We start from the raw sequence: 26,410 nt of genomic DNA on the forward strand, positions 1-26,410 counted from the left end.
GCACTGCAACATTGCCATTCTGACATACCCAAGTCCCATGGACAGCTTTTTGCTTCCGTGTCAGAAAGCAAAAATTTAAAGTTATGGACACGTTTTCGACCATGATCATCGGCGCGGTTGATAAGATCAAGAATGCCGTGGTCAAAATTGATATATATAAAACACAAAATGGCAAGCTGCGCGCTGCCGGCTCGGGATCGGGGTTTATATTTTCTTCGGACGGTTTCGTTTTTACGAACAGCCACGTCGTGGAAGGCGCAGAGAAAATTATGGTAAGCCTTCTGAATGAAAATGAGATCGAGGCTACTTTGGTGGGGAAAGATCCGGATACGGACTTGGCGATCCTTAAAATCTATGCGCAGGGACATTCCGTGGCGAAATTGGGAGACACCAGTGAACTACAAATCGGCCAGTTTGTGATCGCGATCGGCAATCCTTATGGGTTTCAGCATACCGTGACCACCGGCGTGGTAAGTGCTTTGGGCAGGACATTGCAGACGCAATCCGGCAGGATGGTCGATAATGTGATCCAGTCTGACGCGGCATTGAATCCTGGCAACTCGGGCGGGCCGATGATTAATACGGACGGAGAAGTAATTGGCGTAAATACGGCGGTAATCCAAGGCGCCCAGGGACTTAGTTTTTCGGTGGATATCAATACTGCCAAGGAAATTGCGCGACAAATTATCCGCGACGGAAAAGTTTTTAAAGCCTACCTGGGACTGCAATTACAGGACGTACCGGTAAATGAAAAAGTAAGGCAACATTACAAACTCCCAAACCGCGGCGGCATTTTCATAACACGGATAGAACCAAATACGCCCGCTTCCCGCTCCCAACTACTTGAAGGAGATATCATTGTATCATTCAACAACAAGGTCGTCAGCAACTCCAACGAACTTTTCAAAGAACTCACCCACCGCGAAATCCTCGACATCACCAACATTTCAGTAATCCGCCACACAGAGCTGCTGAATTTCATTGTTGTACCGGTTGAGAAGAAGGTTTAGGAAGTGCCGATTCCGCATTTTTCAAACCTTCGGGAATGAAAAAGACTTGGATTGATGTTAGGTAAACACTGGATCATCCCCAATAAAATATGAACTGGATTACAATTAATACCGAGGAAGAAGTACAGGATATTCATAAATCGGCCGATTACGCGATTATTTACAAGCATAGTCCCAGATGTATGACGAGCCTGATGGCGTACCGGCAGCTCAAATCAGAGGTAAGCGCCGTGCCTCATGTAGACATTCCGCTTTACATTGTGGACGTCATCAATAACCGGCGGGAATCAATGGCGATTGCCAGCAATTTCAAAGTGGAGCATCAGTCACCGCAAATATTGGTTGTAAAAAATGGCGAGTGCATTTACGATGCATCGCATGAAGCAATTTCCCTGAAAAACACGCTGGATGCGGTCGTAGCTTAAAATATTTTACTGCTAAGTCACTGTTTATGAATGCCCGATATCCGGGCATTCATATTTTTTAAAAAAAGATTAAGGATTATTTCCAATTATATGGATTAATTCCATACTTTTGGATCGGAAATAAGCGCACTTCATCAGACAAAAAAGCAAAGGAGCAGCTGATGGCTGCTCTTTTTGTTTACAAGTGCCCTGAATATCACGTACACCCACTTTATCAAAACCTTGATATGATTTTAATATTATTTCTACCATTTCGTATTGAAACCGTCAATGCTATATTTGTAGAAAGAAAATCATTCATTTTGCCTTCCAAACCTTCGTTTTATAATATCTGGGTTCGATTATCGGGCGATCCTGAGCAATTCCCACTCAATGCCCGCATTTTCCATTCCATTTGCCTGATTTCGATCCTGGCGCTGGGATACAACGTTCCATTTAATTATTTCATCGGCCTTCCAGAGGTAGCGCTGGCAAGTTTTATCGTTCTGCTCATTTCCGGCGCGATTTACTACGCGTCCCTTTTCCGGGGCAAAGTCACGATCAGTATTTTTCTTTTTAACATCCTCGGGCTCTCCCTTTTCACCGTCAACTATCTTTTTAATTCAGGCCAGGAGGGGCCAACCGACCTTTTTTTCCTGCTTTTCCTACTCATCACGATTGGCATCAGCCCCGTCAATCAATACAAAATCTGGATTCCGGTCAACATTATCCTTTTCCTATCGCTCAATATTTCCGAATACCTCGATCCTACCCTCGTCCCCAATACCTACGACAATCGTTTCACCCGGTTCGTCGATCACATATCGGCCTATTTGGTCGTTGCGGCGATAACTTATTTCTGTATCGATTATATTAGGATCAGTTATGAGAGAGAAAAGGCTTCTGCCGTGGAAAAAGCGAAGGCGATTGAGCAAAAAAATGAACAGATATTAAAACAAAACCACGAGCTGGAAAGGCTCAATTCCGAAAAAAATAAATTGATGTCGATCGTCGCGCACGATCTTCGGTCGCCACTGGGGAGTATCCAGAGCTTCCTGGAACTACTTTCGGAGCATGAGCTCGATGCCGACGAGAAGCAGAACATCGAAAGTGATCTGCTTACTTCCACAAAAAGTACGCTGGCCATGCTTTCCAAGCTGCTCGACTGGTCAAAATCTCAGTTGCACGGCATTGCGGCACGCAGGGAATACCTGAATCTGGCCAAGGTTTTTGAGCCCACATTGAAACTGGAACAGGAAATTGCTGCGCGAAAAGACATTGTGCTGGAATACGATTTCAACCCGATCATTATGATCTATGCCGACAGCGATATGATGCAGCTGATCCTGCGAAACATTGTCGGGAATGCGATTAAGTTCACAAAAAGAGGCGGCAGCATTGTCATTACAGCAGATATCAAAGGTTCGGACTGCCTGATCACGATCCAGGATAATGGTATCGGGATGCCGCCGGAAAAGCAGGCGGCCATTTTTTCGCTGAATGTCCAGTCCAGTTTTGGTACCAATAACGAAAAAGGGATCGGGCTGGGTTTGCTGCTATGTATGGAATTTGTACGGGCGCAAAACGGAAAGCTCTGGTTCACAAGCAGTCCCGAAAAAGGTACCTGTTTTTACATTTCCATACCGATCGTCGAGCAAAATTATCTCTGGCCGTCCGGACTTTCCTGACAACTGGCACTGCTTGCCTAAATGCTTATTTTTGATTCGTATTGATTACCTTGATCAAAATGAATGTTTAGCATGAATTTCCAGGAGCGTAAGAAAAAAATTATCGAGGCAGTCTATGAATCGGGCAGCTTGTCCGTCTTCGAGTTATCCGATCAGCTTGCGATGTCGCCGGCCACGGTTAGAAGGGACCTTCATGACATTTGCGAGGAAGGGCAGCTCGTAAGAACGCATGGCGGAGCAATGCGGCCGGAAAATCCGATGTTCACGAGTTTTGTTGAAAAAAGTGGCTCAAATAACCAGAAAAAGGACTTAATCGCCAAAGCCGCTGCCGAGCTGGTAGCAGATGGAGAGAGCATTTTCCTGGACTGCGGCAGCACGGTTTACAGAATGTGCCCGTATCTCAAAAAACGAAACGACCTGCGTATCATTACGAACTCCCTCCCAATCCTCGCGGCGCTGATCGATGTCCCAGGCATTTCAATCAACATCATTGGCGGAGAACTGGACAAGCCGCGCAAAGCGATTCACGGTGAGAAGGCAATACAACACATCAATAGTTATCATGCCAAAAAAGCTTTTATCGGCGTCGACGGCATTTCTGCTGGAAACGGATTGACAGCGCATACCGAAAAAGAATCAGCCATCACCTCCGCTTTTATCCGTAATGCCGATCAGGTCATGCTGCTATGCGATTCATCTAAAATTGGAAAGGACAGTTACATTAAATTTGCCGGTCTGGATGAAATCAGTTGTCTGGTTACCGACGACGAAACCAGCTCGGAAAGCAAGGAAAGCTTGAAGAAACATGGTCTTTCAAAGATTATTACCGCCAAGAAATAAAGCATTAAAGGGAATAACAAATCTGCATTCAAATGACTGAACTGACAGAAACGCAAGTCCGGCATTTCATCGAAAAGGGCTATATCCGACTGGATGATACATTTTCTGCTGAGCTGGCTGAACAAGGCCGTGAGATACTCTGGAAAGATACCGGCTGCGATCCAACCAACCCAGCAACCTGGACAAAGCCGGTGATCAGGCTGGGTGATTATGCGCAGGAACCTTTCAGGCAGGCTGTAAATGCTCCCCGACTGCACAAGGCATTCGACCAGCTGGTCGGCGCTGGAAAGTGGCTGCCGCGCTATTCACTGGGAACATTTCCGGTGCGTTTCCCATCAGAAAACGATCCCGGCGATACCGGCTGGCACGTGGAAGCCAGTTTCCCCGGTAACGAGCCGGTTGATTATTTCAAATGGCGGATCAATGTAAAATCGCGTGGCCGGGCATTGCTGATGCTTTTCCTATTCTCAGACATTGAAGAAAACGATGCGCCAACCCGCATCCGCGAAGGTTCTCATATCAAAGTTGCAAGCATACTCGAACCTTTTAGCGACGACGGACTAACCTTCATCGAACTGGCCGAAAGACTCAATTCTACCGAAGGCCTACCGGAAGTCAGCGCTACCGGAAAGGCCGGGACTGTATACTTCTGCCACCCATTCCTGGTCCACTCCGCCCAATCTCACCGCGGTCAAAACCCCCGCTTCATGGCTCAACCACCACTCATGCCTGCTGGGGAGTTTAACATTTATGATAGTGAGATTGACTTCTCGCCGGTTGAAGAAGCGATACGAAAAGGGCTTGAATTTTTGTAACCCAAGCCCCTTACTTTATTTCAATGCATCTTACTGAATATCCTCATACTTCCCCTGGCTCATATCACCCGTATCAAAACCCTTTTTGAACCAATACATCCGCTGCTTCGAAGTGCCGTGGGTGAATGCATCGGGTACTACGCGGCCCTGGGATTCTTGCTGTAACTTATCGTCACCGATGGCGTTGGCGGCATTTAGTGCGGATTCAAGGTCGCCCGGTTCGAGGATTTTACTCATTTCCTGCGCGTGGTTGGCCCAGACACCTGCGAGAAAGTCTGCTTGTAATTCTAGCTTGACCGACAGTTTGTTATATTCTGTTTCGCTCATTCGGCCACGGGCTTCCTGCAATTTTTCGCTGATACCCATCAGGTTTTGTACGTGGTGACCTACTTCGTGTGCGACAACATAAGCCACCGCAAAATCGCCTGGTGCCTGAAAACGTTCGCGCAGTTCATCGCAGAAAGAGAGATCAATATAAACCTTCTGATCGGCAGGGCAGTAAAATGGGCCCATGGCCGAAGATGCTCCACCGCAGCCGCTTTGCGTGGCATCGTCGAAGATTTGCAACTTCGGTTTTTCGTAAGTCGCGTTGTTCTCTTTGTAAATTTCCGTCCAGACATCCTCTGTGCTTCCCAGCACGGCAGAAACAAAATCAGCCGTCCTGTCGTCGGGACGTGGACCTGGCGGCCGGGTTTGCGCCTGTTCAGTTTGGTTACCCTGTATATTCGATAGAATTTCGCCCGGATCTTGTCCGGTCAGTAGCCCAATTGCCAGCACAATGATGGTACCAATACCACCCAGTGCAATTTTACCGCCCCCGGACATACCCCGGCGGTCTTCCACATTGCTGCTTCTCCGTAAATCAGACCAACGCATAGATGATTTTTTTAGGTTAAAAACGCTTCTTAGAATGCTTAGCTAATAATGTGCCACAACCTGAGGTTGTATCAGCAAATATGCCAGAATTATTCGGTGTTGTATTATTTATACAAAATCTTATATTATAAATTTGTTAGTGACTTGACGTTGACATGGGACGGATATTCTTCTTCATATTTTCATTTTTTTCTTGCCTGCTCATTTTTTCCTGCTCGCCTGACCTTCCTGAGGATGTGGAAGTCGCGATGGAGGATCTGCCGGACAAACTGGATTATAATCAGCACGTTAAGCCGGTACTATCCGATAAATGCTTTGCTTGCCACGGCCCGGACAAAGCGAAGCAAAAAGCAGGATTGCGGCTCGATATGGCTGAATCTGCATTTGTAAAACAATCGAAAGAATCGGGTCGGCTGGCGATTGAACCGGGCGATCTGGCTGATAGTGAGTTCTTTCACCGCATTATTTCCAGCGATCCCGAGTATGTAATGCCTACCCCTGAATCGCATTTGTCACTTTCTGCGAAGGAAAAAGCGATTCTGATCAAATGGATCAAAGATGGTGCGGAATACAAGCCACATTGGGCTTTCGTAAAACCGGAAAAAGCCGACATTCCTGACGTAAATCATGAAGTTCTGGTCGTCAACCCTATCGATAACTTTGTTTTCAAAAAATTGGAAGAAGAAAAGCTGCAACCTTCCGCACAGGCAGACAAGGAAATTTTGCTGAGAAGATTATCCCTGGATTTGACCGGTCTGCCCCCAACGTTGGAGGAAACTGATCAATTTTTAAAAGATAATTCCCCAAATGCTTACGAAAAGCAAGTTGATCGTTTACTGAAATCGCCACATTATGGCGAAAAAATGGCCGTCGATTGGTTAGATCTGGCGCGTTTTGCGGATTCGCACGGCTACACCGTTGACCGGGTTCGGGATATGTCGCCATACCGGGATTGGGTAATCCATGCATTTAATCAAAATATGCATTACGATCAGTTTGTCCATCAGCAACTTGCGGGTGATTTAATGCCGAATCCGACGAAGGATATGCTGATTGCGACGGCATTTAACCGTAACCTCCAGCAAAATATGGAGGGCGGAATTATTGAAGAAGAATTCCAGACTGAATATGTGGTAGACCGGACGAACACTTTCGGCGACGCTTTTTTGGGTTTGTCAGTCGGCTGTGCCAAATGTCATGACCACAAATACGATCCGGTTTCTCAGAAAAATTACTACGAACTGTTCAGCTTTTTCAACAATGTGAAGGAAGCGGGGCAAATTTCCTGGGACGATGCGTTACCCACGCCAACATTAATGCTGCCTACCGCCGAGCAGGAAAGCATGTTGAAATTTATCCAAACCAAGGTCGGTGATCAGGAAAAGCAACTGCATACTGCTGAAAATTCTGCTGAGCCGGCATTTGAAAAATGGCTGAGCGAAGGTTACTACAAAGCATTATCCAAGCAGCAAGTTCCTTCTGCGGGCTTACAGGGCTATTTTTCATTCGATCATGCTGCGCTCAAAAATTCAGCGAATCCCAAACAAACCGGCGTGATGAAGCGAGAATCCGGGCAGGCTGGCGGTGATCCAGAATTTGCGGAAACTACACGCGGCAAGGTGCTGCATTTGAACGGCGACGTTTTTCTGGACCTTTCTCCGGCGGGCGTTTTCCGAAAATCCGAACCTTTCAGCGTCGGGGCGTGGGTTAACATTCCAAAGGAATTGAAGGAGGGTGTGATCCTGCACAAAAGCAATGCGGAGCGGCTTTACAACTTCCGCGGCTATCATTTATACCTGAAAAACGACCGGCTGGAAATCAATATGGCACATACTTCGCCTTCCAATGCCATTACAAGGGTTATGAAATCACCGGTGCCAAGAAATCAGTGGACACAGCTGACAATTACTTACGATGGTTCCTCAAAAGCTGATGGTTTTAAGTTGTATATCAATGGCAGTGAGGCTGCTATGGAAACTACGATGGACCAGCTGACGAAGGATATTTTGTTCAGTGGTTCTAATCAGCCGGGTTTACAGATCGGTGGCTGGTGGCGTGGGCTGGGTTTTAAAGATGGTCAGGTCGATGACATTTCGATTTACAACCGTGCGTTGACGCCTTTTGAAATTGAAATTTTGGCGAATAAAAAAACTTGGAATGTAGCTGCGGGCAAACTGCCACCACAACTTTCGCTGGATGAAAAATCGGCTTTAAAGGCTTATTACTTCTCGGCGATAGATAGTGAGATAGCGAAATCAAGAGCGGCTTTGCAGCAGGCCCGGATGATGCAGTCGGACTCTACGGAAAACATTCGCGAGCTGATGGTGATGCAGGAAATGCCCAAACCGAAGCAGGCGCACATCTTAGTCCGGGGAAATTATGATTCTCCGGGAGAAAAAGTATTTCCGGCGACGCCCACGTCTGTTTTAGCTTTTCCAAAAAATCTGCCCAAAAACCGCTACGGCCTTGCGCAGTGGCTGACGCACCCGGACAATCCGCTGACGGCTCGCGTGGAGGTAAACCATCTCTGGCAAAATTTCTTCGGAATTGGTTTGGTCAAAACAACGGAAGATTTTGGTAACCAGGGCGAAATGCCGAGCCACCCCGAGCTACTCGACTGGCTGTCGGTAACATTCAGGGAATCAGGCTGGGACATTAAAAAAATGAATAAAATGATCGTGATGTCGGCGACTTACCGACAGGACTCACGGACGAGCAAAGAAGTTCGGGAACGTGATCCTGAAAACAGGTTACTGTCTCACGGACCTGCAAACCGGATGTCTGCCGAAATGATACGAGATAATGCATTGCTGGCGAGCGGTTTATTGAATAAAAAGATTGGCGGTAAAAGTATAAAACCTTATCAGCCAGACGGATTATGGTCGATCAACAGCAGTAATTATGTCCCCGACTCTGGGGAAGCGGTTTACCGGCGGAGCCTTTATATTCTGGCCAAAAGATCGGTGCCTAACCCTACTCTCTCCACATTCGACGGTACGTCACGAAGCTTTTGTGTCGTCCGCAGGCAAAAAACGAATACACCTTTACAGGCTTTGGTAACATTAAACGACCCGACTTTTGTGGAAGCTGCCAAGGTTTTAGGAGAACAAATCACCAAAACGCAGGACAAAAAACTGGCAATCACGACCATTTACCGAAAATTAACAGGCAAGAAACCACCCGTAAAAGAGGTCAATTTGCTGATGACTTTGCAGAAAATAGAAGAAGATAAATTCCGGAAAGACCCTAAAAAGGCTTCCGGATGGATTTCGACAGGCCAATTTCAGCTAGACAAAAATCTGGATAAAGCCGCGCTCGCTGCTAACAGCGTGGTAGCCAGCACAATTCTCAATTCCGACGCCTGTTTAACCAAAAGATAACATGCACCATCATCACGACGACGAGTTCAGGCTCCATACTCCGGAATTCAACGAATTACACAAAAAGCTTGACCGGCGCAGGTTTTTGACCAAAACTTCATTGGGCCTCGGCGCGATGGCGGTAGGCTCACTGTTTGGGTTGGACAAACTGTATGGCGACGCTACCAGAAAGGCGCCGGTTGCGGGTGGCTCTTCTGATCTGGAATCCGAGATTTTAGCCGCATTGCCGCACATTGCGCCCAAAGCGAAGCGGGTGGTTTATCTCTTCATGGCGGGCGGGCCCTCGCAGTTTGAAACATTTGATTATAAGCCAAAGCTGGTCAACCTCGCCGGGCAAAATTTGCCGGATTCAGTCAGGAAAGGCCAGCGGTTGACGGGCATGAGTGCCAACCAGAGCGCGCTGCCCATGGTGCCGTCGATTTATAAATTCGGGCAGCATGGGAAAAGTCAGACTTGGGTGAGTGAGCTTTTGCCTTACACTTCCAAAGTTGTGGATGATCTGTGCATTGTCAAATCCATTTATTCTGAGGCAATTAATCACGATCCGGCAATTACTTTTTTCCAAACCGGCAACCAGCTTCCGGGTAGGCCGTCGATTGGTTCGTGGGTGAGTTATGGGCTGGGTACTGACAACAATAATCTGCCGACATTCATCGTGTTGGTTTCCAAAAATGCGCCGAAGGACCAGCCGCTGTATGCGAGGCTATGGGGAAATGGTTTTCTGGAATCGCGGCATCAGGGCGTGCAGTTCCGGTCCGGAAAAGATCCGGTGCTTTTTTTGAATAATCCTGAGGGTTACGATGGTGCTGATCGTAAGGAAATGCTGCAATATCTGGCCAAGCTCAACCAGTTGCAGAATGATTCTTACAGCGATCCCGAGATTGAAAACCGCATTGCGCAATATGAAATGGCATTCCGGATGCAGACTTCGGTGCCGGAGGTAATTGATACTTCCGACGAGCCGGATGAAGTTTTTGATTTGTACGGAGAAGAAAGCCGCGACGCAGGTACCTATGCGGCTAATTGTTTGCTGGCCAGAAAGTTGCTGGAAAAGGACGTAAAATTTTTGCAGCTCTATCACCAGGGTTGGGACCAGCACGGTAATCTGCCGAAAGGTATTGCAAACCAATGCAAGCAAACGGATCAGGCGACCGCGGCATTAATTATGGACCTCAAACGCAGGGGATTAATGGATGATACGCTGGTGATTTGGGGTGGCGAATTCGGTCGAACAGTCTATTCCCAGGGTAAACTCACCGCTGATGATTACGGCCGCGACCATCACCCGCGCTGCTTCACGATGTGGATGGCCGGCGCTGGCGTAAAAGCTGGTATCAGCTACGGCGAAACGGATGATTTCAGTTATAACATTGTAAAAGACCCTGTGCACGTCCACGATTTTCACGCAACACTTATGCATTTGATGGGTGTTGATCATGAGCGACTTACGTATAAATTTCAAGGTCGAAGATTCCGGTTGACTGATGTGCAGGGGAATGTGGTGAAAGATCTTTTGACTTGATCTTATTGCCACCTAAAATAAATATTATGCAACGCATTCCTTTCCCAAGATGAACTTCTCAAATCTTAGCAAATACCTTTTCCTTTTTTCAACTACAATAACCAGCACATTTGCCCAGCAGGCCAATGTTAATCTGGATTTTAATCCTCAAAAGAATACCCAAAACCTCGCGCCCTACGGCGGCAATGTGGTTTCACCGGAAGTGAAGGACGACAATACCGTCACTTTTCGCGTGAAAGCGCCGGATGCGAATAAAGTAGAGCTGACTGGCGGGCCCATATTGCTTGCGCTGAAATCCAAAACGAACATTCCGTTTACAAAAGGAAGTGACGGTGTCTGGACGCTTACAATCGGACCGGTGAAGCCGAATATTTATGTGTACCGGTTCTTGCTGGATGGCGTCGCCATCGTCGATCCGAACAATACATTTACCGGTGCTTCAAACCAGCCGGGGTATAGCAATTTGATTGTTCATGATTCAGCACCAGCGTATTATGATGCGCAAAATGTTCCGCATGGCAATGTTACGCGACATATTTATCATTCCGATGTTTCGGATGGCGAGCGCGAAATGTTTGTGTATACCCCGCCTGGCTACAATCCAAAAACCAAATACCCGGTGCTCTATCTTGTAGGTGGCAGCGGGGAGCTGGCTTCGGGCTGGACGCTCGATGGTCGCGCGAATATCATTGCAGATAACTTGCTGGCTGAAAAGAAAATGGTGCCGATGATCATCGCGATGCCAAATAACCAGCTGCTGCACCGGAATGATCCCAACCATCTCGACAAGACTTATAAACTTTTTGAGGAAGAACTTAGAAAGCAGATTGTGCCTTACATAGACGCGAATTATTCGAGCATTAAAGATCGAAAAGGTCGTGCGCTTTCGGGACTTTCCATGGGCGGCAGACATACCGAAGCCGTGGGTTTCAATGCATTGGATTTGTTTAGCTCTTTTGGCATTATGAGTGCCGGAGATTTGGAACCGGAGAAACTGAATCCGGCATTTTTCAACGATCCCAAAATCAACGACAAAATTGATTACCTGCTTGTTGGTCTGGGCAGCGGCGAAACAGAATCGGCCGTCGGCAAAAGATCCGCTGCCACCGACGCAGCACTAACCAAAGCCGGCATCAAGCACGAATATTTCATCGGGGGCGAAGGCGCCCACGACTGGGGCACCTGGCGACTGCTGCTGCATGATAAGTTGCTGCCGAATCTTTGGAAAAAGAAGTGAGGCGGACATTACTTTACACATTTGAATTTCGCCACGATATCTTTCCAGGAGCTTATGATAGTCATTACGCCCCCTATTATTAAAAGCCCTTTGTCAATATTACTATCAGTACAAATTTTGGGATCGAATGAAAGCAGGATGATTTTTACTCCGGCACAGACCGACACTAAATGATAAAAGATGGAAAAAATCTCTTTTTCATTGACGTCGTCTAATGTCTTTTTTTACAATAACGTACCCAATATATAATACTGTTCCAGCCGTTGCAAAAGCGAACGGAATTGAGATTTCCGAGAAAGTCAGCATTTAGAAAGTAAGGTTTTAGGCGATAGTTTTCTTGATCTGATCCTCGTTTGATGACTGTTTTTTTGTTGAGTTTTGTTTGTAGTCGTGCCAATAGCCTAGCGCAGCTCCTGCAATTGAGCCAATTAAAGCACCAATCGGGCCGGCAATAGCATTAAATACAAGACCTGCGGCAGCGGCGGCCGCCAGAGGTGTATTTGAAGAGTTTCTTTCAGGGAGGTTAGCCATTTTGATAGTCTTTTTAAGTGAGTGTAAATTTCGCGATCCGCTTTTCGGATAAACAAATGTAAAATAATTCTTCAAATGGCATACATAAATATTACTTCCGTAAAACAGCAGACCTATGATGCGATTGTGGTGGGGACGGGGATAAGTGGGGGCTGGGCGGCTAAGGAGTTGACGGAGAAGGGTTTGAAGACGCTGGTTTTGGAGCGGGGACGGGATGTAAAGCACATTGTAGATTATCCGACAACCAATATGCGGCCCTGGGAATTTGAACATTTGGGACAACCTACGCTGGCGCTGCGGGAGGCGAATCCGATGGTGAGCCAGCATTATATTTTCCGCGAAGACGCGATGCATTTTGTCGTGAAAGATGCTGAGCATCCGTATGTGCAGGAAAAACCCTTTTCGTGGATGCGGGGGTACCAAGTAGGTGGCAGATCGCTGCTCTGGGCGCGGCAAACGCAGCGGTGGTCGGATTTTGATTTTGAGGGACCGGCCCGCGACGGCTTCGCGACGGACTGGCCTATACGTTATGCTGATATTGCACCCTGGTATAGTTACGTCGAAAAATTTGCAGGTATTTCGGGAAATAAGGATGGATTGCCTCAGCTTCCCGATGGCGAATTTCTGCCCCCACATGAAATGAGCTGCGTGGAAAAACATTTCAGCGAGCAAACTGCCAAACATTATAACAACACCCGCCCAATTATCATTGGCCGCGCGGCGCACATTACCGATCCGCAGCCGATCCATACCGAGCAGGGCCGGGCCAAATGTCAGCACCGGAATATGTGCCAGCGCGGTTGTCCTTTCGGCGGGTATTTCAGTACTAATGCAGCTACCCTACCCTGGGCCGAAAAAACCGGAAATCTGACCTTACGACCGCATTCTGTGGTGCATTCGGTGATTTATGATGAGAAAAAGAAGCGCGCAACCGGCGTGCGGGTTGTGGATGCGCTCACCAAAGAAATGATAGAATTTTACGCCAAAATCATTTTCATCAATGCATCGGCGATCAATTCCAATCTGATTTTACTTAATTCAAAATCTAACCGTTTTCCGAACGGCTTCGGAAATGACAGCGGCTACCTTGGAAAGTTCATCGGCTTCCACAATTACCGTGGCCGGGTTACTGCGGAATTTGACGGATTTCATGACAGGACTGTCGATGGTCGGCGGCCAAATGGTGCTTATATCCCCAGGTTCCGCAATGTATTTAAGCAGGAAACTGACTTTTTGCGCGGTTATGCCACTTCTTTTTCAGCCAGCAAAATGGGAAATGCTACCACCGGCATTGGCGAAACACTGAAAGAGAATTTGTTTAAACCCGATGAAAGCGGCTGGTCGCTGGGTGCGCAGATGATGGGCGAAACGATCCCGAAAGAGGCCAGCACGGTACGACTTGATCCCACTCTGAAAGATCCGTGGGGCATTCCGCAGCTAAGAATGTCGGTGGATTTTGACGACAACGATATGAAAATGGTGAAGGATTTTTACACAGAACTGAGCGAAATGCTCGAAAAATCCGGATTTACCAACATTAAAACTTCTGACACAAAACGCAATCCCGGCAGCGAGAACCACGAAATGGGTGGCGTAAGGATGGGCAACGACCCAAAAACATCGCTGCTCAACAAATGGAACCAGATGCACAGCTGCCCGAATGTGATCGTCACCGACGGCGCCTGTATGACATCGACCTCCACCCAAAACCCGTCGCTTACCTACATGGCGCTGACTGCGAGGGCCGTGGACCATGCGGTGGCGGAGATGCGGAAGGGGAATATTTAATCATTCACCTTCTCAAACTCATAATTCCCCTTAATATACCGATTCAAAAAAGTCCCTTTGGAAAATGCCGAGGTCATTGCCTGGTACACTTCCAAAGGGACCTTTTTATAATCGTAAACCATCCCGGAGACATAAATTACCCTTAATGTCTCTGTATCGCCGTCATAAATGAATTTGGAACTAACGGAAGATGGCATCGGTTGTTCATTTTAGTTGAACTCTTCCAGCTTGGCCCGCAGCTCCGAAACCGGCTGTGAGGAATTGGCGGAACCTTCAAAGGTCGTATTCGCATTGACCCAGTTGCTGTAAAATGCCCGGTTAGCCTTATCGTCAATCGCCAGCGCTGCGCCATTTAATGTGATTCCTGCAAACAAACCTTTGCTTCTCGAATAGGAATAAACTTCGGCTTCGAGCTTGTAGTCGGTTTGTGCTGAGGAACTTCTGCCCATCGGGCCAGCTGCTACCGATACATCGCCTCCCAGGGTGAAGCTGCCTTTCCCGATCTCTTTGAGCGACTTACTGCTCTTGAAAACCAAAACCAGGTCAACCGCCTGCACACCAATCTGCGCACCGACGCTGCCTCCTGCGATCGTAATGAAAACCGGGTCGCTCCACTCACCGTCATCATTCTTCACCATTGCCAATCCGCGGCCGTATTTTCCGCCGACCATCAGTCCGGCATTGATCATTTTTGGAATAATGATTACCCCTTTGGATTTATTTAAAAGCTGCGCAGGAATGTTTTCCTGCATTTCGTTAAAGTCGTTAAGTACTGCCGTGGCCGCCTTAACCTTATCTTCTTCTTTGTTTTGCGCAAATGTGGGTGCCGCTGCGAATGAAAAGATCAGCGCCCAGATCAGCAAGTTTGTCGATTTCAAATTTTTGAGAAACATAGTAAAACAATTAGTGGTTGGTAAATGAATAAAAAGTATCGTGCCGGGATGACAAAAAATCGGACATTACAGCCGAAAAACGGACTTTTCTGGACAAATTTGTCAGCCGGCAATGCACTAACGTATAAGGTCGTCAGATCACATATTTTGGTACGGTTTTGTTGACCGGAATTTCAAAACACTTTCAACCAAGCATAAGTTATGGATGCCAAAGCAATCAGCCTGAATGAGCAGGAAGTAAAACCTGTGGTGGATCTTTTGAATGATTACCTCGCCAATTATCATATTCACTACCAAAAATTGCGGGGCTGCCACTGGAATATCAAGGGCCAGAATTTCTTTACGCTGCATGTCAAGTTTGAAGAGCTTTACACGAACGCACAACTGACGATCGACGAGATTGCCGAGCGCGTGCTCACATTGGGTAAGCCACCTCACAGCCGTTTTGCAGACTACATCAGCGAATCGTCGATCAAGGAAATTGATACGATCGGACTGGCAGATCTGGCGATGGTCGATGCGCTCCTGGAAGATATGGGCAAGCTGATCGAGCTGGAACGTGAGCTTTTGAAGGCTTCCGAAGAGGCAGGCGACGATGGTACCAATGATATGGTGAACCGTTTTATGCAATTCAAAGAAAAAAATACCTGGATGCTGCGCTCTTTCGCAGGCAAAAAGTAAAGATGCCGCCGCTGCCGGTCTATACAGGCAGCGGCGAACATTCACCTAAACCACCTTACCAAAATACATGCGCCCAATACCTGAATTCAAGCTGGGACGATTTGGTTTTCTTGCGCCTTTCAAATTTGCCGGTGACCCGCTGCATTTTTTGGGTCAGGGTTTTAACACTTGCGGTGATACCTTCCGGTTGAAGTTATTCAGGGAACTTGTCGTCACCCGCGACCCGGCTTTTTTCAGGCACATTCTTCAACAAAATAACAAGCATTTTAAAAAAGGCAGCTCCTCGAAAATGCTGCGGCCGGTTTTGGGAAACGGGCTTGTAGTAAGCGACGGCGATTTCTGGCTTCGGCAGCGGAGACTGGTACAACCCGCATTTCACCGGGAACGATTGCAGGAGTTATTCCTGGAAATGGGCAAGCTGACATCCACTTTTCTCGAAGAATTGGAGGAATTCAGAGGAAAGAAATCCGTAGACATCGATGCCAAAATGATGGGTGTCACTTCCGACATAGCGCTCAAAACGCTTTTTGGAAACATGAGCACGGAAGATAAAGCGCAGATTTACAAACAGGTAACCCGCACCCAACGCTATCTCGTCACAAAAGTCCGCCGGCCGTATCGCATTCCTTTGATGAAAGTGAATGGTGAAGACCGGCGTTTTGCAGAGGATCTGGCTTACTTTAATAAACTGGTTTTTGATTTTATAGGTCAAAGAAGAATTTCAGGCGAAACGCCGAATGACCTGCTGCAACTTCTGCTGGATAGCCAGGATGAGGACACCGGCGAGCAAATGAACGACGAACAGATTCGGGACGAGGCAATCACCATGTTTGCGGCAGGGCACGAAACTTCGGCTACCGGGCTGAGCTGGCTGCTTTGGGAGCTGGCCAAACAACCTGAAATCGTGGCAAAAATGCGGCAGGAAAGCCAGATTTTCCATAATGTACCCACATTCGCGCAGCTGATGCAAATGCCGTACACCCGGCAGGTAGTGGAAGAAGGTTTGCGGATGTACCCGCCCGCCTGGACCATGACGCGGGAAGCCATCACTGATATTGACATTGAGGGTTACCAGCTCAAAAAGGGCACATCGGTGTTTCTGTCGGTGTTTGAGCTGCATCGCAATCCGAATTTATGGGAAAACCCGTTGCGATTCAACCCGGACAATTTCAGTCCGGAAGCCGTGAAAGACCGACCCAAATTCAACTATCTGCCTTTTGGTGCCGGGCCGCGGATCTGCATCGGGCTGCAATTTGCGATGATGGAAATGCAGCTCATCCTGTCGGCACTCATCAAGCGATTCGATTTCAAAAGTGACCCGGCACATCCGGTTGGAATGCACCCGCTCATAGTACTTAAATCGACAAATGGCATTAAATTGTTCATCCGATAAGCCTGGCATTCAACGTCCTCCATGCACAACACCATCATTTTATACCTTTCGCTGATTGTCGTTATCCTTTTTCTGGTCATGCTGGCGCAGCGGATCAAGATCTCCTACCCGATTGTTCTGGTGCTCGGCGGGCTGGTGCTGGGTTTCATTCCCAGTATCCCCGAAGTATCGGTAGACCCGGAACTCATTTTTCTCATCTTCCTCCCCCCGCTCCTGTACGAAGCCGCGTGGCAAACTTCCTGGAAAGATTTCTGGAAGTGGCGGCGCGTGATCGGTTCGTTCGCATTCATTATCGTGCTGCTGACATCCTGCGTCATCGCCTACGTGTCGCATTCCATCATTCCTGGTTTTACTTTGCCGCTCGGATTTTTGCTTGGAGGAATTATCTCGCCGCCCGATGCAGTCGCGGCGACTTCGGTTTTCAAAGACATTAAAGTCCCCAAAAGAATTATTGCCATCGCCGAGGGAGAAAGCCTGCTTAATGATGCGTCCAGCTTGATTGTCTTCCGTTTTGCCGCAGCGACGGTCGTATACGGCACATTCAATTTCTCGGAAGCAGTGACCGATTTTTTTCTTGTGATCACAATGGGCTTTGCGGTCGGGATTGGCATTGCGCTTATTTTTTATGCCGTCCACCGCTGGTTTCCTACCACGCCGAGTATCGATACCATTCTCACCTTCGTGGCACCTTATGCGATGTACATTACCGCCGAACATTTCGAATTTTCGGGTGTGATCGCCGTGGTGACTGGCGGCCTGTTTTTGTCAGACAGAAGCCACTCCATCATGGGGCATTTGAGCCGCATACAGGGCGTAAACGTCTGGGCTACTGTTGGTTTTGTGTTAAACGGAATTGTCTTCATGCTCATCGGCCTTGAACTGCCGGTTATCGTGCAGCAGCTCGGAGAAAATGCCCTTTATGATGCGATCAAATACGGATTGATCATTTCCGGCGTCGTGATTGTGACCCGCTTGCTTTGTACATTGGGCTCATCCTGGTTTACGGTTTTTATCAGCAACTTTATCACTACCGCCGACAGTCGGCCGGGCTGGCGTGCGCCACTGGTTTTTGGCTGGGCAGGAATGCGTGGGGTAGTCTCGCTGGCCTCCGCTTTATCGGTACCGCTGCTGATCCACAGCGGCCAGCCTTTTCCGCAGCGTAACCTCATTATTTTTATCACCTTCGTAGTGATCCTGGTAACCCTCGTTTTTCAGGGATTGACATTACCGCTTTTGGTAAAGTGGGTTGATCTGGATGAGATGGACTATGAAGTGCCGTCGGGTGAGCAGGATGTGATGATCCGCCGGAAGCTGGCGCAAATGTCTTTAAAACACATTGAAGAAAACTATAAAGAGGAAATCCCCAGAAACGAACTGCTGCAAAGTTTGAAGTTTAAGCTTGAAAGCGATATCGGTTTCCTGGATCACGTCAAAGAATCTGACCCGACAAATGGCGGACATGATTATGTGACCAAATATCAATTCATTACCAAAGAGTTACTGGACAAAAAGCGCGTGCTCCTGCATCAATTCAACAAAAAGGAAATGTTTGAGGACGAGGTGATCAAGCAACATCTGGCGCAGCTTGATCTGGAAGAAGAAAAAGTACGGCAACAGTTTTTACACATGGAATAACTGTTGCCGCAGCTTATACAAGTCCGTACTGATGCACCGGATATACCGCCGATACCATCTTGTGCGTACCTGCATCGTGGTTGAAGAAATAATCGAGTCTTCCCAAATTAATCCCTGCAAAACCCACCTGATTGACGGTCGTCACCTTGCCGTCGAGGTTGAGAATATCTTCCGGCGCTTTCATAAATGTGTGCGTATGCCCGCCGATGATGAGGTTAATGTTGCGGGTCGATTTTGCCAGTATCTGGTCGGAAACTTTCTCGTCCTTGTATTTATAGCCCAAATGTGAGAGGCAGATCACGAGGTCGCAATGCTCATCATTTTTCAGGATTGACGCTACTTCATTGGCCTTCGCGATCGGGTCGAGGTAAATCGTATCTCCGTAGTTTTTCTTGTTGACCAAACCATTTAATTCAATTCCCAAACCAAAGACACCGATCTTCAAACCGCCCTTTTTAAAGACTTTATATGATTGCGTTTTGCCTTTCAATTCGGTATTGTCGAAGTTGTAATTACTAACCAAAAATGGAAAATTGGCGTGCGGCAGCTGTTTTACAAAACCGGCGATACCGTTGTCAAAGTCATGGTTGCCCATCGTAGCGGCGTCGTAACCCATGTCGCTCATCAAGGTCATTTCTACCTCGCCTCCATATAAATTGAAGTAAGGCGTACCCTGGAAAATATCACCTGCGTCCAATAAAAGCACATTATCCTGCTCACGGCGGATCTGGTTGATCAATGCCGCGCGCCGGGCTACCCCGCCCAGTCCCTGGTTCCGGGAGCCGTCCATCGGAAACGGTTCCACGCGGCTGTGGACATCATTGGTATGCAGGACGGTGAGCTGCACGGTCCTGTCTTTGGCGAATGCCGTGTTGCCGAGCGCGAGCATTCCGGCTGTCGCTGCACCAGCCCGGATAAAATCGCGGCGGTTAATTTTTTTCAATGATAATGCGTCCATCGAGTTGCGCGTCTATTTTTTTGCCCTGAGCAGTCAGCTCTTTGATATTTTCCAATAATGCATCCCGCACCTTAATACCGATGTCTTTTCTGGCAGTGGCCCTTTTCAGGAAATCCAGCTCATCGCCGCCATCGGCCAGGTAATCGTAAGTCAGTAAGGTATAGGTTTTTGCAGGATCAAAGGGTTGACCAGCGATCGTCACATCGGATGCTACTCCGTTTTTGATTTTCATGCGAAGGCCAGCGACCGGCTCCCCATCTTTTTTCACAACAAAATCAATTAGATCCTTGACAGACTGACCATTCAGCTGCAAAACAACCATTTCATTTTCAAAAGGCATCAGCTCAAAAACCTTCGCGACTGTAATGTTACCCTCGGGAAATGTGGTGCGCAGGCCGCCTTTTGTCGATAGTGTAAACTGAATGTTGGGATCTTTCTTCAAACCTTCTTTTAACAGGGCATCCGAAAAGTAGTTGCCCATCAACGTTTCCGGCCCCGAAGGTTTGGTCAATTCTTTGGCAGATTGCCCGACGACCCGACTCATTTCCGCCTGCATTTTTTCCTTGTAAGGCTGGTAGTATTTTACGATCGACGAATCCTCACGGGTCTGATGGTCAATGTTATACTGCTCGTGATTGCTTTTGGTGACGATTAAATGCTGCTGGCAGGATGTAGGGAGCGCAGCAGAAAGCGCTACGGCGATTGCGACCGGTTTTATTCGGATAACTGTCTTCATGAACGCTGGTTTGAAATACTAAAATAGCATAGAATCCCGCAACCAGCGCTCATTTAACACAAATTTAACCCACGAATAACCGCCTGCCCTACCAGCCCTGGTTTTGCATCAGGTTCGGGTTTGCATCGATCTGGGCCTGTGGTATAGGGTATATTTCCAGTTTTTCGGTGTACGGCACCAGCACATTGTCCACGATCTGGTCGTTCGTCATCGCATTCATTTCCTCCCGCAAGGTTCCCCAGCGGCGGATATCAAAAACGGTATTGAATTCGCCGGAAAGTTCGAGCCGGCGCTCCTTGCGGATGGCAGCGCGGAGGTCTGCTACAGTGGCCGTTTTATAAGCAGTCGCCTTGGCCCTGGCCCGGACGCGGTTTACCAGCGGCAGCGCTTGCGCGGTCTTCCCGGTTTCATTCAAAGCTTCCGCCAAACATAGCAGCACATCCGAAAAGCGCATTTCAATCAGATCTGAACTATATCCCTGCACCGCCGCGCCTGCTGGCCGGGGTTCACGCGCCATTTTTCCATAGGCTATTCCGTATTTAAAATCGTCATGAGCGAAGGAAGCCTTGGTTCTTTTGTTGACATAATTTCCGATCGTCGGGTTGTATATAATGCTATCACCGGGCTCGGTACCAGCCCTGGCTGAGCCCTGGAATGCATACCGGTACACCAAGGTAAAATCCCGGCGTGTGTCCGTTTTTTCAAACAACTGGTAAAATGCGTAGGTCATCCCGTAGTTAGTTTGCTCATCACCATTCACCAGTCCCGAGGGGAAAAGGTTGAAAGGGAGAATGTTACCATTCGGATTGGAAGAATTGATAAAATAGCCGAAGGACAATACGATCTCCCGGTTACGTTCATTGGAAAATGCGAAAACGTCCGAAAAGTTAGTCAACAGTTCCATATCGTATTTTTCTTCATTTACCGGACCCACCAGCTCAGCCAGTTTATCGGCAGCCTTCTGGTAATTTTCGGTTTTATTGAGCGGCTTGCCTGCCATCGTAAGGTATACTTTTCCCAAAATGGCTTTGGCAGATCCGGCTGATACACGCCCCAATTCTGCTCCTCCGCGGGAGTCGGGCAGGTTGGCTTCGGCAAATTGCAGGTCAGCGATGATCGCGTCATAAACCTGCACGTCCGTTGCCCGTGGCGCGAAGATCAGGTCCCGGTCGTCCAGCGATTTAATTTCTTCCAGAATTAAAGGTACCCCGCCAAAATAACGCACAAGGTTGAAATAGGCATAAGCGCGCAGAAAACGCGCCTCGGCAATGTATGGATTGGCTTCCTCTTCCTCGCCCGGCACCGCCAGCGTAGCATTGGCAATCACCGTGTTAGCCCTGAAAATGATTTTGTAAAACCGCGCCCAGACGGCATCAAAAGCGCCGGAAGTAGCATTGTGCCCGAAACGATAGTAAGGATCCGCGCCAGAACCCAAAATGCCTGCAGTAGCATACCGGTGCCCGGATTCAGTGAGTACAAACCGGGCGGTAATGTCCGGGAAATCGGGGGCGGTGTACGCCTGGTATACGCCGATCGTAGCCTGGTTCAAACCTTCCTCATCTTTAAAAACCACTTCCTTGCTTAGTGACGAAAATGGCGTTTCTTCGAGGTTATTCTTGCAGGAGGCAATGCTGAAAATGGCCAGCAACATTGCCGATATTTTTATGGGGAGTTTCATATTAAATGCGGTATGATGCCTGATTAGAAATTACATGAAAAACCGATGGTGTAAGAGCGCTGCGACGGGTAGGCGCCGTAGTCAATGCCTTGTTGTAAAAGGGATTGCGCGTAAGAACTCACTTCGGGATCGAAGCCGGTGTACTTGGTGAGCGTCCACAAATTGGTCCCGGTCACAAAAAGACGCGGGTTCTTGATCGGGCCAAATTTGGGGAATGTGTACGACAGGCTCAGCATTTTCAACCTGACAAAACTGCCGTCTTCGAGCATCGTCGAATTAATGTCGCCGGAAGCGATACCGCGCTGGATTCCCGGATATTTGACATTGTTGTGCGGATGTTCTACGGTGTAACGTTTGTTGAACCAATCTTCCGACTGATTGAAACCAACGCCTGCAAATTCCACCACACCATTATTAATGTAAAAATTGGTCAGGTTCAGCACATCATTTCCGACCGAGCCTGTAAACAATGCATTCACCGCCAGGTTCTTCCAGGTCAGATCGTACGTCCAGCCGAATGTAAAATCCGGGGTGGATTTGCCGAGCACGACGCGGTCTTCGGCGGTGATCATATTGTCGCCATTGGTGTCGTCATAAATCCATGCACCGTAAAGTGGCTTACCTTTTGATCCCGCCGGCGCAGGACCTTCGAAAGTCGCAAATGTTGGATTACCATTTGCATCAAAGTCATTGGTTTGTGTTAGCCTGGAAACCCGGAAGCCGAAGAACCGTCCTACTTCCTGGCCCGGCGTCAGGATACCCGACACGCCGCCGAGCAGGTTACCGTTCAGCGTCACATAGTCCGACTGCGTCCTCTCGCCAAGGTCTACCAGCGTGTTAATGTTCCGCGAAATGTTCAGCCGGGTGGAGAATGTCACATTCTTTTTCTTGACAATGTTCCCCTGAATGCTCAGCTCGACCCCGCGGTTTCGCATCGTACCATAATTATCGATGATAGTACCAACACCCGATTGGGTCGGCACTTTCCGGGGTTGCAGCAGATCGGAGGTAATTTTATTGTAATAATCAAAACTGAAAACCAGGCGATCATTGGCTGCATTGAAATCGGCACCCACATTAAACTGCCTTGTGCGCTCCCAGGAAAGATTAGGGTTTGCTATGGTATTAGGATAAATGCCGGTGTTAATGACCGCGCCGTCACCCTGCGGCCCCATTTCATAAAATCCGCTCGAATACTGTGACAATGAAGAATAAGGCCCGATTGCCTGGCTGCCGGTTTCCCCATACGAAGCACGGAATTTGGTATTGGAAACAAACCGCACATCTTTCATGAATTCTTCCTGATCCAGGTTCCAGGCCAATGCTACCGACGGAAAAACCCCGTATTTCCGGTTAGCCGCAAAAGGCGAAGCGCCATCGACCCTGACCGAAGTATTCAGCACGTACCGGCTTTTAAAAGAATAGTTGGCGCGCAAAAACGCGGATTGCAGCCTGCGCTGTTCTTTATATGACTGGATAGACTGAGACTGTGCGGTGCCAATATTATCTACGCCAAAATAAGGGATATCGTACCCGCTCGACAATGCATTGACCACCTCCGAATTCTGGTCATTGTACTCGACACCCAGCGTTGTGTTCAGATAATGGTTCTTTTTGAATGTTTTTTCATATTGGAAATAAGCATTCACATTATAGCTGTACGTGTTCGCCGTGTTGTTGCTGCCTTTTCCTTTCACACCATTTCCTTCGGCGGTAGATGGTGGCAGGAAAACTTTCCGGCGGGTGAGATTCTGGTTTCCGCCCAAACTTACCACCAGTTGCAGGCCTTCTGCGAGCTTGAAATAGTTTTCAATGTTGAGGATCGAATAGTCGCTTTGGGTAATGTCGGTTTTGGCGGTCAGCTCATTATATGGGTTTGCAAAATAGTACCCCTGATAATTGGGGATACCCATACTGTTGTTGCCAAGATAATCCAGTTCCAGCGTCGGCGCGGCGCGGAGGCCGTCCATCAATCCGCCCGAATTGGGCCAGGCGCGTGAAGAAGTGACGGCACGGTTGGATTTCTGACGAATGAATGACAGCTGACTTTTGACGGTATACCAATCATTGACCTCGTTGTTCAGGTTTGCGCGGAGACTTGCGCGGTTGTTGTCCGAGTTGATGATCGTCCCTTTTTCTTTGAGATAATTTCCTGAAATGTAGTAGGACGATTTTGGACTGCCGCCGGAAACACTCAATGTTACATCCTGCCGGAAACTCGGTTGCGTGATCGCGGCCACCCAATCGGTATTGGTGAGTGCACTGTCCAGGTTTTCAAAAGGCTGGTTGCGGTCGGTGATGGCGTAGCTTTCGTTGATGATCTGCGCATATTGCCGCGAATTCATCATTTTAATCGGGTTTGAAATGCTCCCGAATGAAGTTTTATTCGTCAGCTCCACCCTGCCCTCGCCGCGCTTTCCCGCTTTGGTGGTGATCAGTACCACGCCATTTGCACCCCGTGAACCGTAAATTGCCGTGGCCGACGCATCCTTTAATATCTCCATGCTTTCAATATCATTCGGGTTGATACCGTATAAACCGTTCTGCGTGTAAGCTCCGGTAAAATTGGCCCCCGCTTCCCGGTAAGGCGGCATCGGGAAACCATCGATCACATACAGCGGCTCATTATTTCCGCTCAAAGAATTATTACCCCTGATCCGCACTACAGAAGCCGCGCCCGGCTCGCCCGAAGTTTCGACCACCTGCACGCCGGTGGTCCGTCCCTGCAATGCCTGGTCCACGGTATTGATCACGGCCGATTTATATTCGCTGCCGGAAATCCGCGAAGTAGAGCTGGCCAGGTCGCGTTTGCTTTGCGCACCGTAGCCGACCACCACGACTTCCTTCAACGCCTGGGCTTCCGGGACTAACTGTATGTTGAACTGCGTCTTGCCTGCAACTGGTATTTCCTGGGTTTTGAAACCGACAAAACTGTAAACCAGGATACCTGCCTGCGCTGGTATTTTCATCTCAAAGGTCCCGTCGGGATTGGTCACTGACTGTATCTCCGTGCCTTTGACCAAAACACTTACCCCCGGCATCCCGCCGCCCTTTTCATCTACGACTTTACCTTTTATCGACTTGGCGTCCGGGCCGAGTTGTGGTGAAGATGCCTGAGCCGGAGCCGCGGGAGTCGCTGCGCTGCTATCGGCTTTGGCGGGCGTTTGGGCATTTTGGGTGGGTAATGTATTGGCAGGAGATGTATTATTGTTAGGCTGGGCAATGTTGGCGGGCTGCGTTTGCGGTGCGGCGGCGCCGGTTTTTGGTATGGAATCCTGCGTCGCGGCGGGTTTTGCGGTGGAATCCGGTTTTAATGTTGGTTTTACCAGCGGGTCAAATGTTTGTGCGGGTTTCGCTGGTTTGGAAAGAGAATCGGGAGAAGTTTGTTTCTTGGGGAGGGTGTCGGTAAGTGGCTTGATGGCCGCGGGGTTGGGCTTTGCAGCCGGGGTGATCAGGGTATCGGTCGTCGCCTTTTTGGTCGAATCCTGCTGTGCAAATGTTTGGTGAATTAACGCCAGTTGGAACAGCAGGGCAGTTACGCCAATCCTCAGAAAAAGGAGCGGGCCTGTACAGACCGTACGCTCACTCAGTCGTTGAGTTCTCTTCATATTATTGATGGCTAGATGAGTCGGGACGTGCCCGGTAACGTTTTTATTTCGGAAGGCGGGGCAAAAATCATACCGCTATGTTTCTGGCGGTTATAAAATGAAGCTAACCCTGAGCGGTATAGGTGAGGGAATTTTCAGGGCCGCGGAAGAAAGGCGGGCACGTATTTTTCGAAAATTTTAAATATTACCGAAACACTTGTTATAATTTTTGGAAACAAACTCGTTACAACTACATTTGTCAAAATGCCATCCCGCTGACGGAGGTAATTATTGCGTTGACGAAAGGATAAGAAACTAATAGAGACCATGCGCCAGGAACAACTGCTTACTGCCGATTATATTGATTCTCAGATAGGAAATATAATTGAATACTACATCAGGTGGGAATTTGAAGAAGACCCTTTTTATGGAAAAGCCCGCATTAAAGGATTGGTAGACGGCGACGGCGGCGGCTTGAAAATCATTTGTGATGTGATAGAAGGAAGCGACCTGGAACTAGCCTACGAGCAGGAAGAAGTGTTCATGCTATCGGATAACCACCCGCTTTACGCCGGGGGCTGGCCGGAGATATATTCAGCAAACTGGGTAAGTACCGACGGTAAAAAGAAGAAACAGATCTTCATCGCGCCGCCCAATGAAAACGCCAAGGAATTTGCCATTTCCCAGACCAACAGCAAAGTCATTGTAAAGAGAATCCTATAAGAAAATCCGTTTGGTTTAACTGATCTCAGCTACCC

The 26,410-nt window shown here is 48.3% G+C and carries 21 protein-coding genes; 13 read left to right on the forward strand and 8 right to left on the reverse strand.

Annotation, left to right across the window (positions count from 1 at the left end; all coding sequences use genetic code 11):
- Positions 1-83: 83 nt before the first annotated feature.
- From FEN17_RS06600 to FEN17_RS06620, 5 genes are all read left to right on the forward strand, one after another.
- Positions 84-1,010: a S1C family serine protease gene (locus FEN17_RS06600; protein WP_138364482.1), complete on the forward strand. Its 927-nt coding sequence runs from the start codon at positions 84-86 to the stop codon at positions 1,008-1,010.
- 89 nt (positions 1,011-1,099) lie between these two features.
- A complete protein-coding gene (ytxJ, locus tag FEN17_RS06605) occupies positions 1,100-1,435 on the forward strand; it encodes a bacillithiol system redox-active protein YtxJ (RefSeq protein WP_138364483.1) in 336 nt (111 codons plus the stop codon).
- A gap of 227 nt (positions 1,436-1,662) precedes the next feature.
- Positions 1,663-3,102, forward strand: a complete 1,440-nt coding sequence (locus FEN17_RS06610; protein ID WP_229208711.1) for a sensor histidine kinase — start codon at positions 1,663-1,665, stop codon at positions 3,100-3,102.
- A gap of 72 nt (positions 3,103-3,174) precedes the next feature.
- A complete protein-coding gene (locus tag FEN17_RS06615) occupies positions 3,175-3,942 on the forward strand; it encodes a DeoR/GlpR family DNA-binding transcription regulator (protein ID WP_138364484.1) in 768 nt (255 codons plus the stop codon).
- A gap of 32 nt (positions 3,943-3,974) precedes the next feature.
- Positions 3,975-4,757 (forward strand): phytanoyl-CoA dioxygenase family protein, encoded by a 783-nt coding sequence (locus FEN17_RS06620; protein WP_138364485.1) that lies wholly within the window; start codon positions 3,975-3,977, stop codon positions 4,755-4,757.
- A gap of 30 nt (positions 4,758-4,787) precedes the next feature.
- Here the strand turns inward: FEN17_RS06620 and ypfJ are convergent, their stop codons facing one another.
- On the reverse strand, positions 4,788-5,633 hold the full coding sequence (gene ypfJ, locus FEN17_RS06625) for a KPN_02809 family neutral zinc metallopeptidase (protein ID WP_138364486.1): 846 nt from the start codon (positions 5,631-5,633) through the stop codon (positions 4,788-4,790).
- A gap of 155 nt (positions 5,634-5,788) precedes the next feature.
- Between ypfJ and FEN17_RS06630 the strand changes: the two genes are divergently transcribed.
- From FEN17_RS06630 to FEN17_RS06640, 3 genes are read left to right on the forward strand one after another with little or no spacing between them, the layout of a single operon-like run.
- Positions 5,789-9,013 carry a DUF1553 domain-containing protein gene (locus tag FEN17_RS06630; protein ID WP_138364487.1) on the forward strand — a complete coding sequence of 1,075 codons (3,225 nt, stop codon included), beginning with the start codon at positions 5,789-5,791 and terminating at the stop codon, positions 9,011-9,013.
- A 1-nt stretch (position 9,014) separates the two neighbouring features.
- Positions 9,015-10,535, forward strand: a complete 1,521-nt coding sequence (locus tag FEN17_RS06635) for a DUF1501 domain-containing protein (RefSeq protein WP_138364488.1) — start codon at positions 9,015-9,017, stop codon at positions 10,533-10,535.
- 49 nt (positions 10,536-10,584) lie between these two features.
- Positions 10,585-11,772, forward strand: coding sequence for an esterase (locus FEN17_RS06640; protein WP_138364489.1), 1,188 nt, complete (start codon positions 10,585-10,587; stop codon positions 11,770-11,772).
- A gap of 321 nt (positions 11,773-12,093) precedes the next feature.
- On the opposite strand, the gene FEN17_RS06645 is transcribed toward FEN17_RS06640, so the two are convergent.
- Positions 12,094-12,303: a hypothetical protein gene (locus FEN17_RS06645; protein WP_138364490.1), complete on the reverse strand. Its 210-nt coding sequence runs from the start codon at positions 12,301-12,303 to the stop codon at positions 12,094-12,096.
- 75 nt (positions 12,304-12,378) lie between these two features.
- Here FEN17_RS06645 and FEN17_RS06650 point away from each other — a divergent pair, with 75 nt between their 5' ends.
- A complete protein-coding gene (locus tag FEN17_RS06650; RefSeq protein ID WP_138364491.1) occupies positions 12,379-14,091 on the forward strand; it encodes a GMC oxidoreductase in 1,713 nt (570 codons plus the stop codon).
- On the opposite strand, the gene FEN17_RS06655 is transcribed toward FEN17_RS06650, so the two are convergent.
- Together FEN17_RS06655 and FEN17_RS06660 are read right to left on the reverse strand one after the other, a co-directional pair.
- A complete protein-coding gene (locus tag FEN17_RS06655) occupies positions 14,088-14,288 on the reverse strand; it encodes a KTSC domain-containing protein (RefSeq protein ID WP_138364492.1) in 201 nt (66 codons plus the stop codon). The genes FEN17_RS06650 and FEN17_RS06655 overlap by 4 nt on opposite strands.
- 12 nt (positions 14,289-14,300) lie before the next feature.
- Entirely contained in the window at positions 14,301-14,984 is a 684-nt protein-coding gene (locus FEN17_RS06660; protein WP_138364493.1) for a lipid-binding SYLF domain-containing protein, read from the reverse strand.
- 201 nt (positions 14,985-15,185) lie between these two features.
- Here FEN17_RS06660 and FEN17_RS06665 point away from each other — a divergent pair, with 201 nt between their 5' ends.
- From FEN17_RS06665 to FEN17_RS06675, 3 genes are all read left to right on the forward strand, one after another.
- A complete protein-coding gene (locus FEN17_RS06665) occupies positions 15,186-15,665 on the forward strand; it encodes a Dps family protein (RefSeq protein ID WP_138364494.1) in 480 nt (159 codons plus the stop codon).
- Between the two features lie 67 nt (positions 15,666-15,732).
- The gene (locus tag FEN17_RS06670; RefSeq protein WP_138364495.1) at positions 15,733-17,058 is read left to right on the forward strand and encodes a cytochrome P450; all 1,326 of its coding nucleotides are present in this window, start codon (positions 15,733-15,735) and stop codon (positions 17,056-17,058) included.
- Between the two features lie 21 nt (positions 17,059-17,079).
- Positions 17,080-18,693, forward strand: coding sequence for a Na+/H+ antiporter (locus tag FEN17_RS06675; protein WP_138364496.1), 1,614 nt, complete (start codon positions 17,080-17,082; stop codon positions 18,691-18,693).
- Positions 18,694-18,706: 13 nt separating this feature from the next.
- Here the strand turns inward: FEN17_RS06675 and FEN17_RS06680 are convergent, their stop codons facing one another.
- The 4 genes from FEN17_RS06680 to FEN17_RS06695 form a co-directional block, all read right to left on the reverse strand.
- Positions 18,707-19,651: a metallophosphoesterase gene (locus tag FEN17_RS06680; RefSeq protein WP_138364497.1), complete on the reverse strand. Its 945-nt coding sequence runs from the start codon at positions 19,649-19,651 to the stop codon at positions 18,707-18,709.
- Positions 19,623-20,387 carry a 5'-nucleotidase C-terminal domain-containing protein gene (locus FEN17_RS06685; RefSeq protein ID WP_138364498.1) on the reverse strand — a complete coding sequence of 255 codons (765 nt, stop codon included), beginning with the start codon at positions 20,385-20,387 and terminating at the stop codon, positions 19,623-19,625. The genes FEN17_RS06680 and FEN17_RS06685 overlap by 29 nt, the downstream gene beginning before the upstream one ends.
- An 88-nt stretch (positions 20,388-20,475) precedes the next feature.
- Positions 20,476-22,065 carry a RagB/SusD family nutrient uptake outer membrane protein gene (locus FEN17_RS06690; protein ID WP_138364499.1) on the reverse strand — a complete coding sequence of 530 codons (1,590 nt, stop codon included), beginning with the start codon at positions 22,063-22,065 and terminating at the stop codon, positions 20,476-20,478.
- A 23-nt stretch (positions 22,066-22,088) separates the two neighbouring features.
- Entirely contained in the window at positions 22,089-25,673 is a 3,585-nt protein-coding gene (locus FEN17_RS06695) for a SusC/RagA family TonB-linked outer membrane protein (RefSeq protein ID WP_138364500.1), read from the reverse strand.
- A gap of 306 nt (positions 25,674-25,979) precedes the next feature.
- Here FEN17_RS06695 and FEN17_RS06700 point away from each other — a divergent pair, with 306 nt between their 5' ends.
- Positions 25,980-26,375 carry a hypothetical protein gene (locus FEN17_RS06700; RefSeq protein ID WP_138364501.1) on the forward strand — a complete coding sequence of 132 codons (396 nt, stop codon included), beginning with the start codon at positions 25,980-25,982 and terminating at the stop codon, positions 26,373-26,375.
- Positions 26,376-26,410 lie beyond the last annotated feature (35 nt).

This window comes from Dyadobacter luticola, assembly GCF_005860805.1.
Taxonomy (GTDB): Bacteria; Bacteroidota; Bacteroidia; order Cytophagales; family Spirosomataceae; genus Dyadobacter; species Dyadobacter luticola.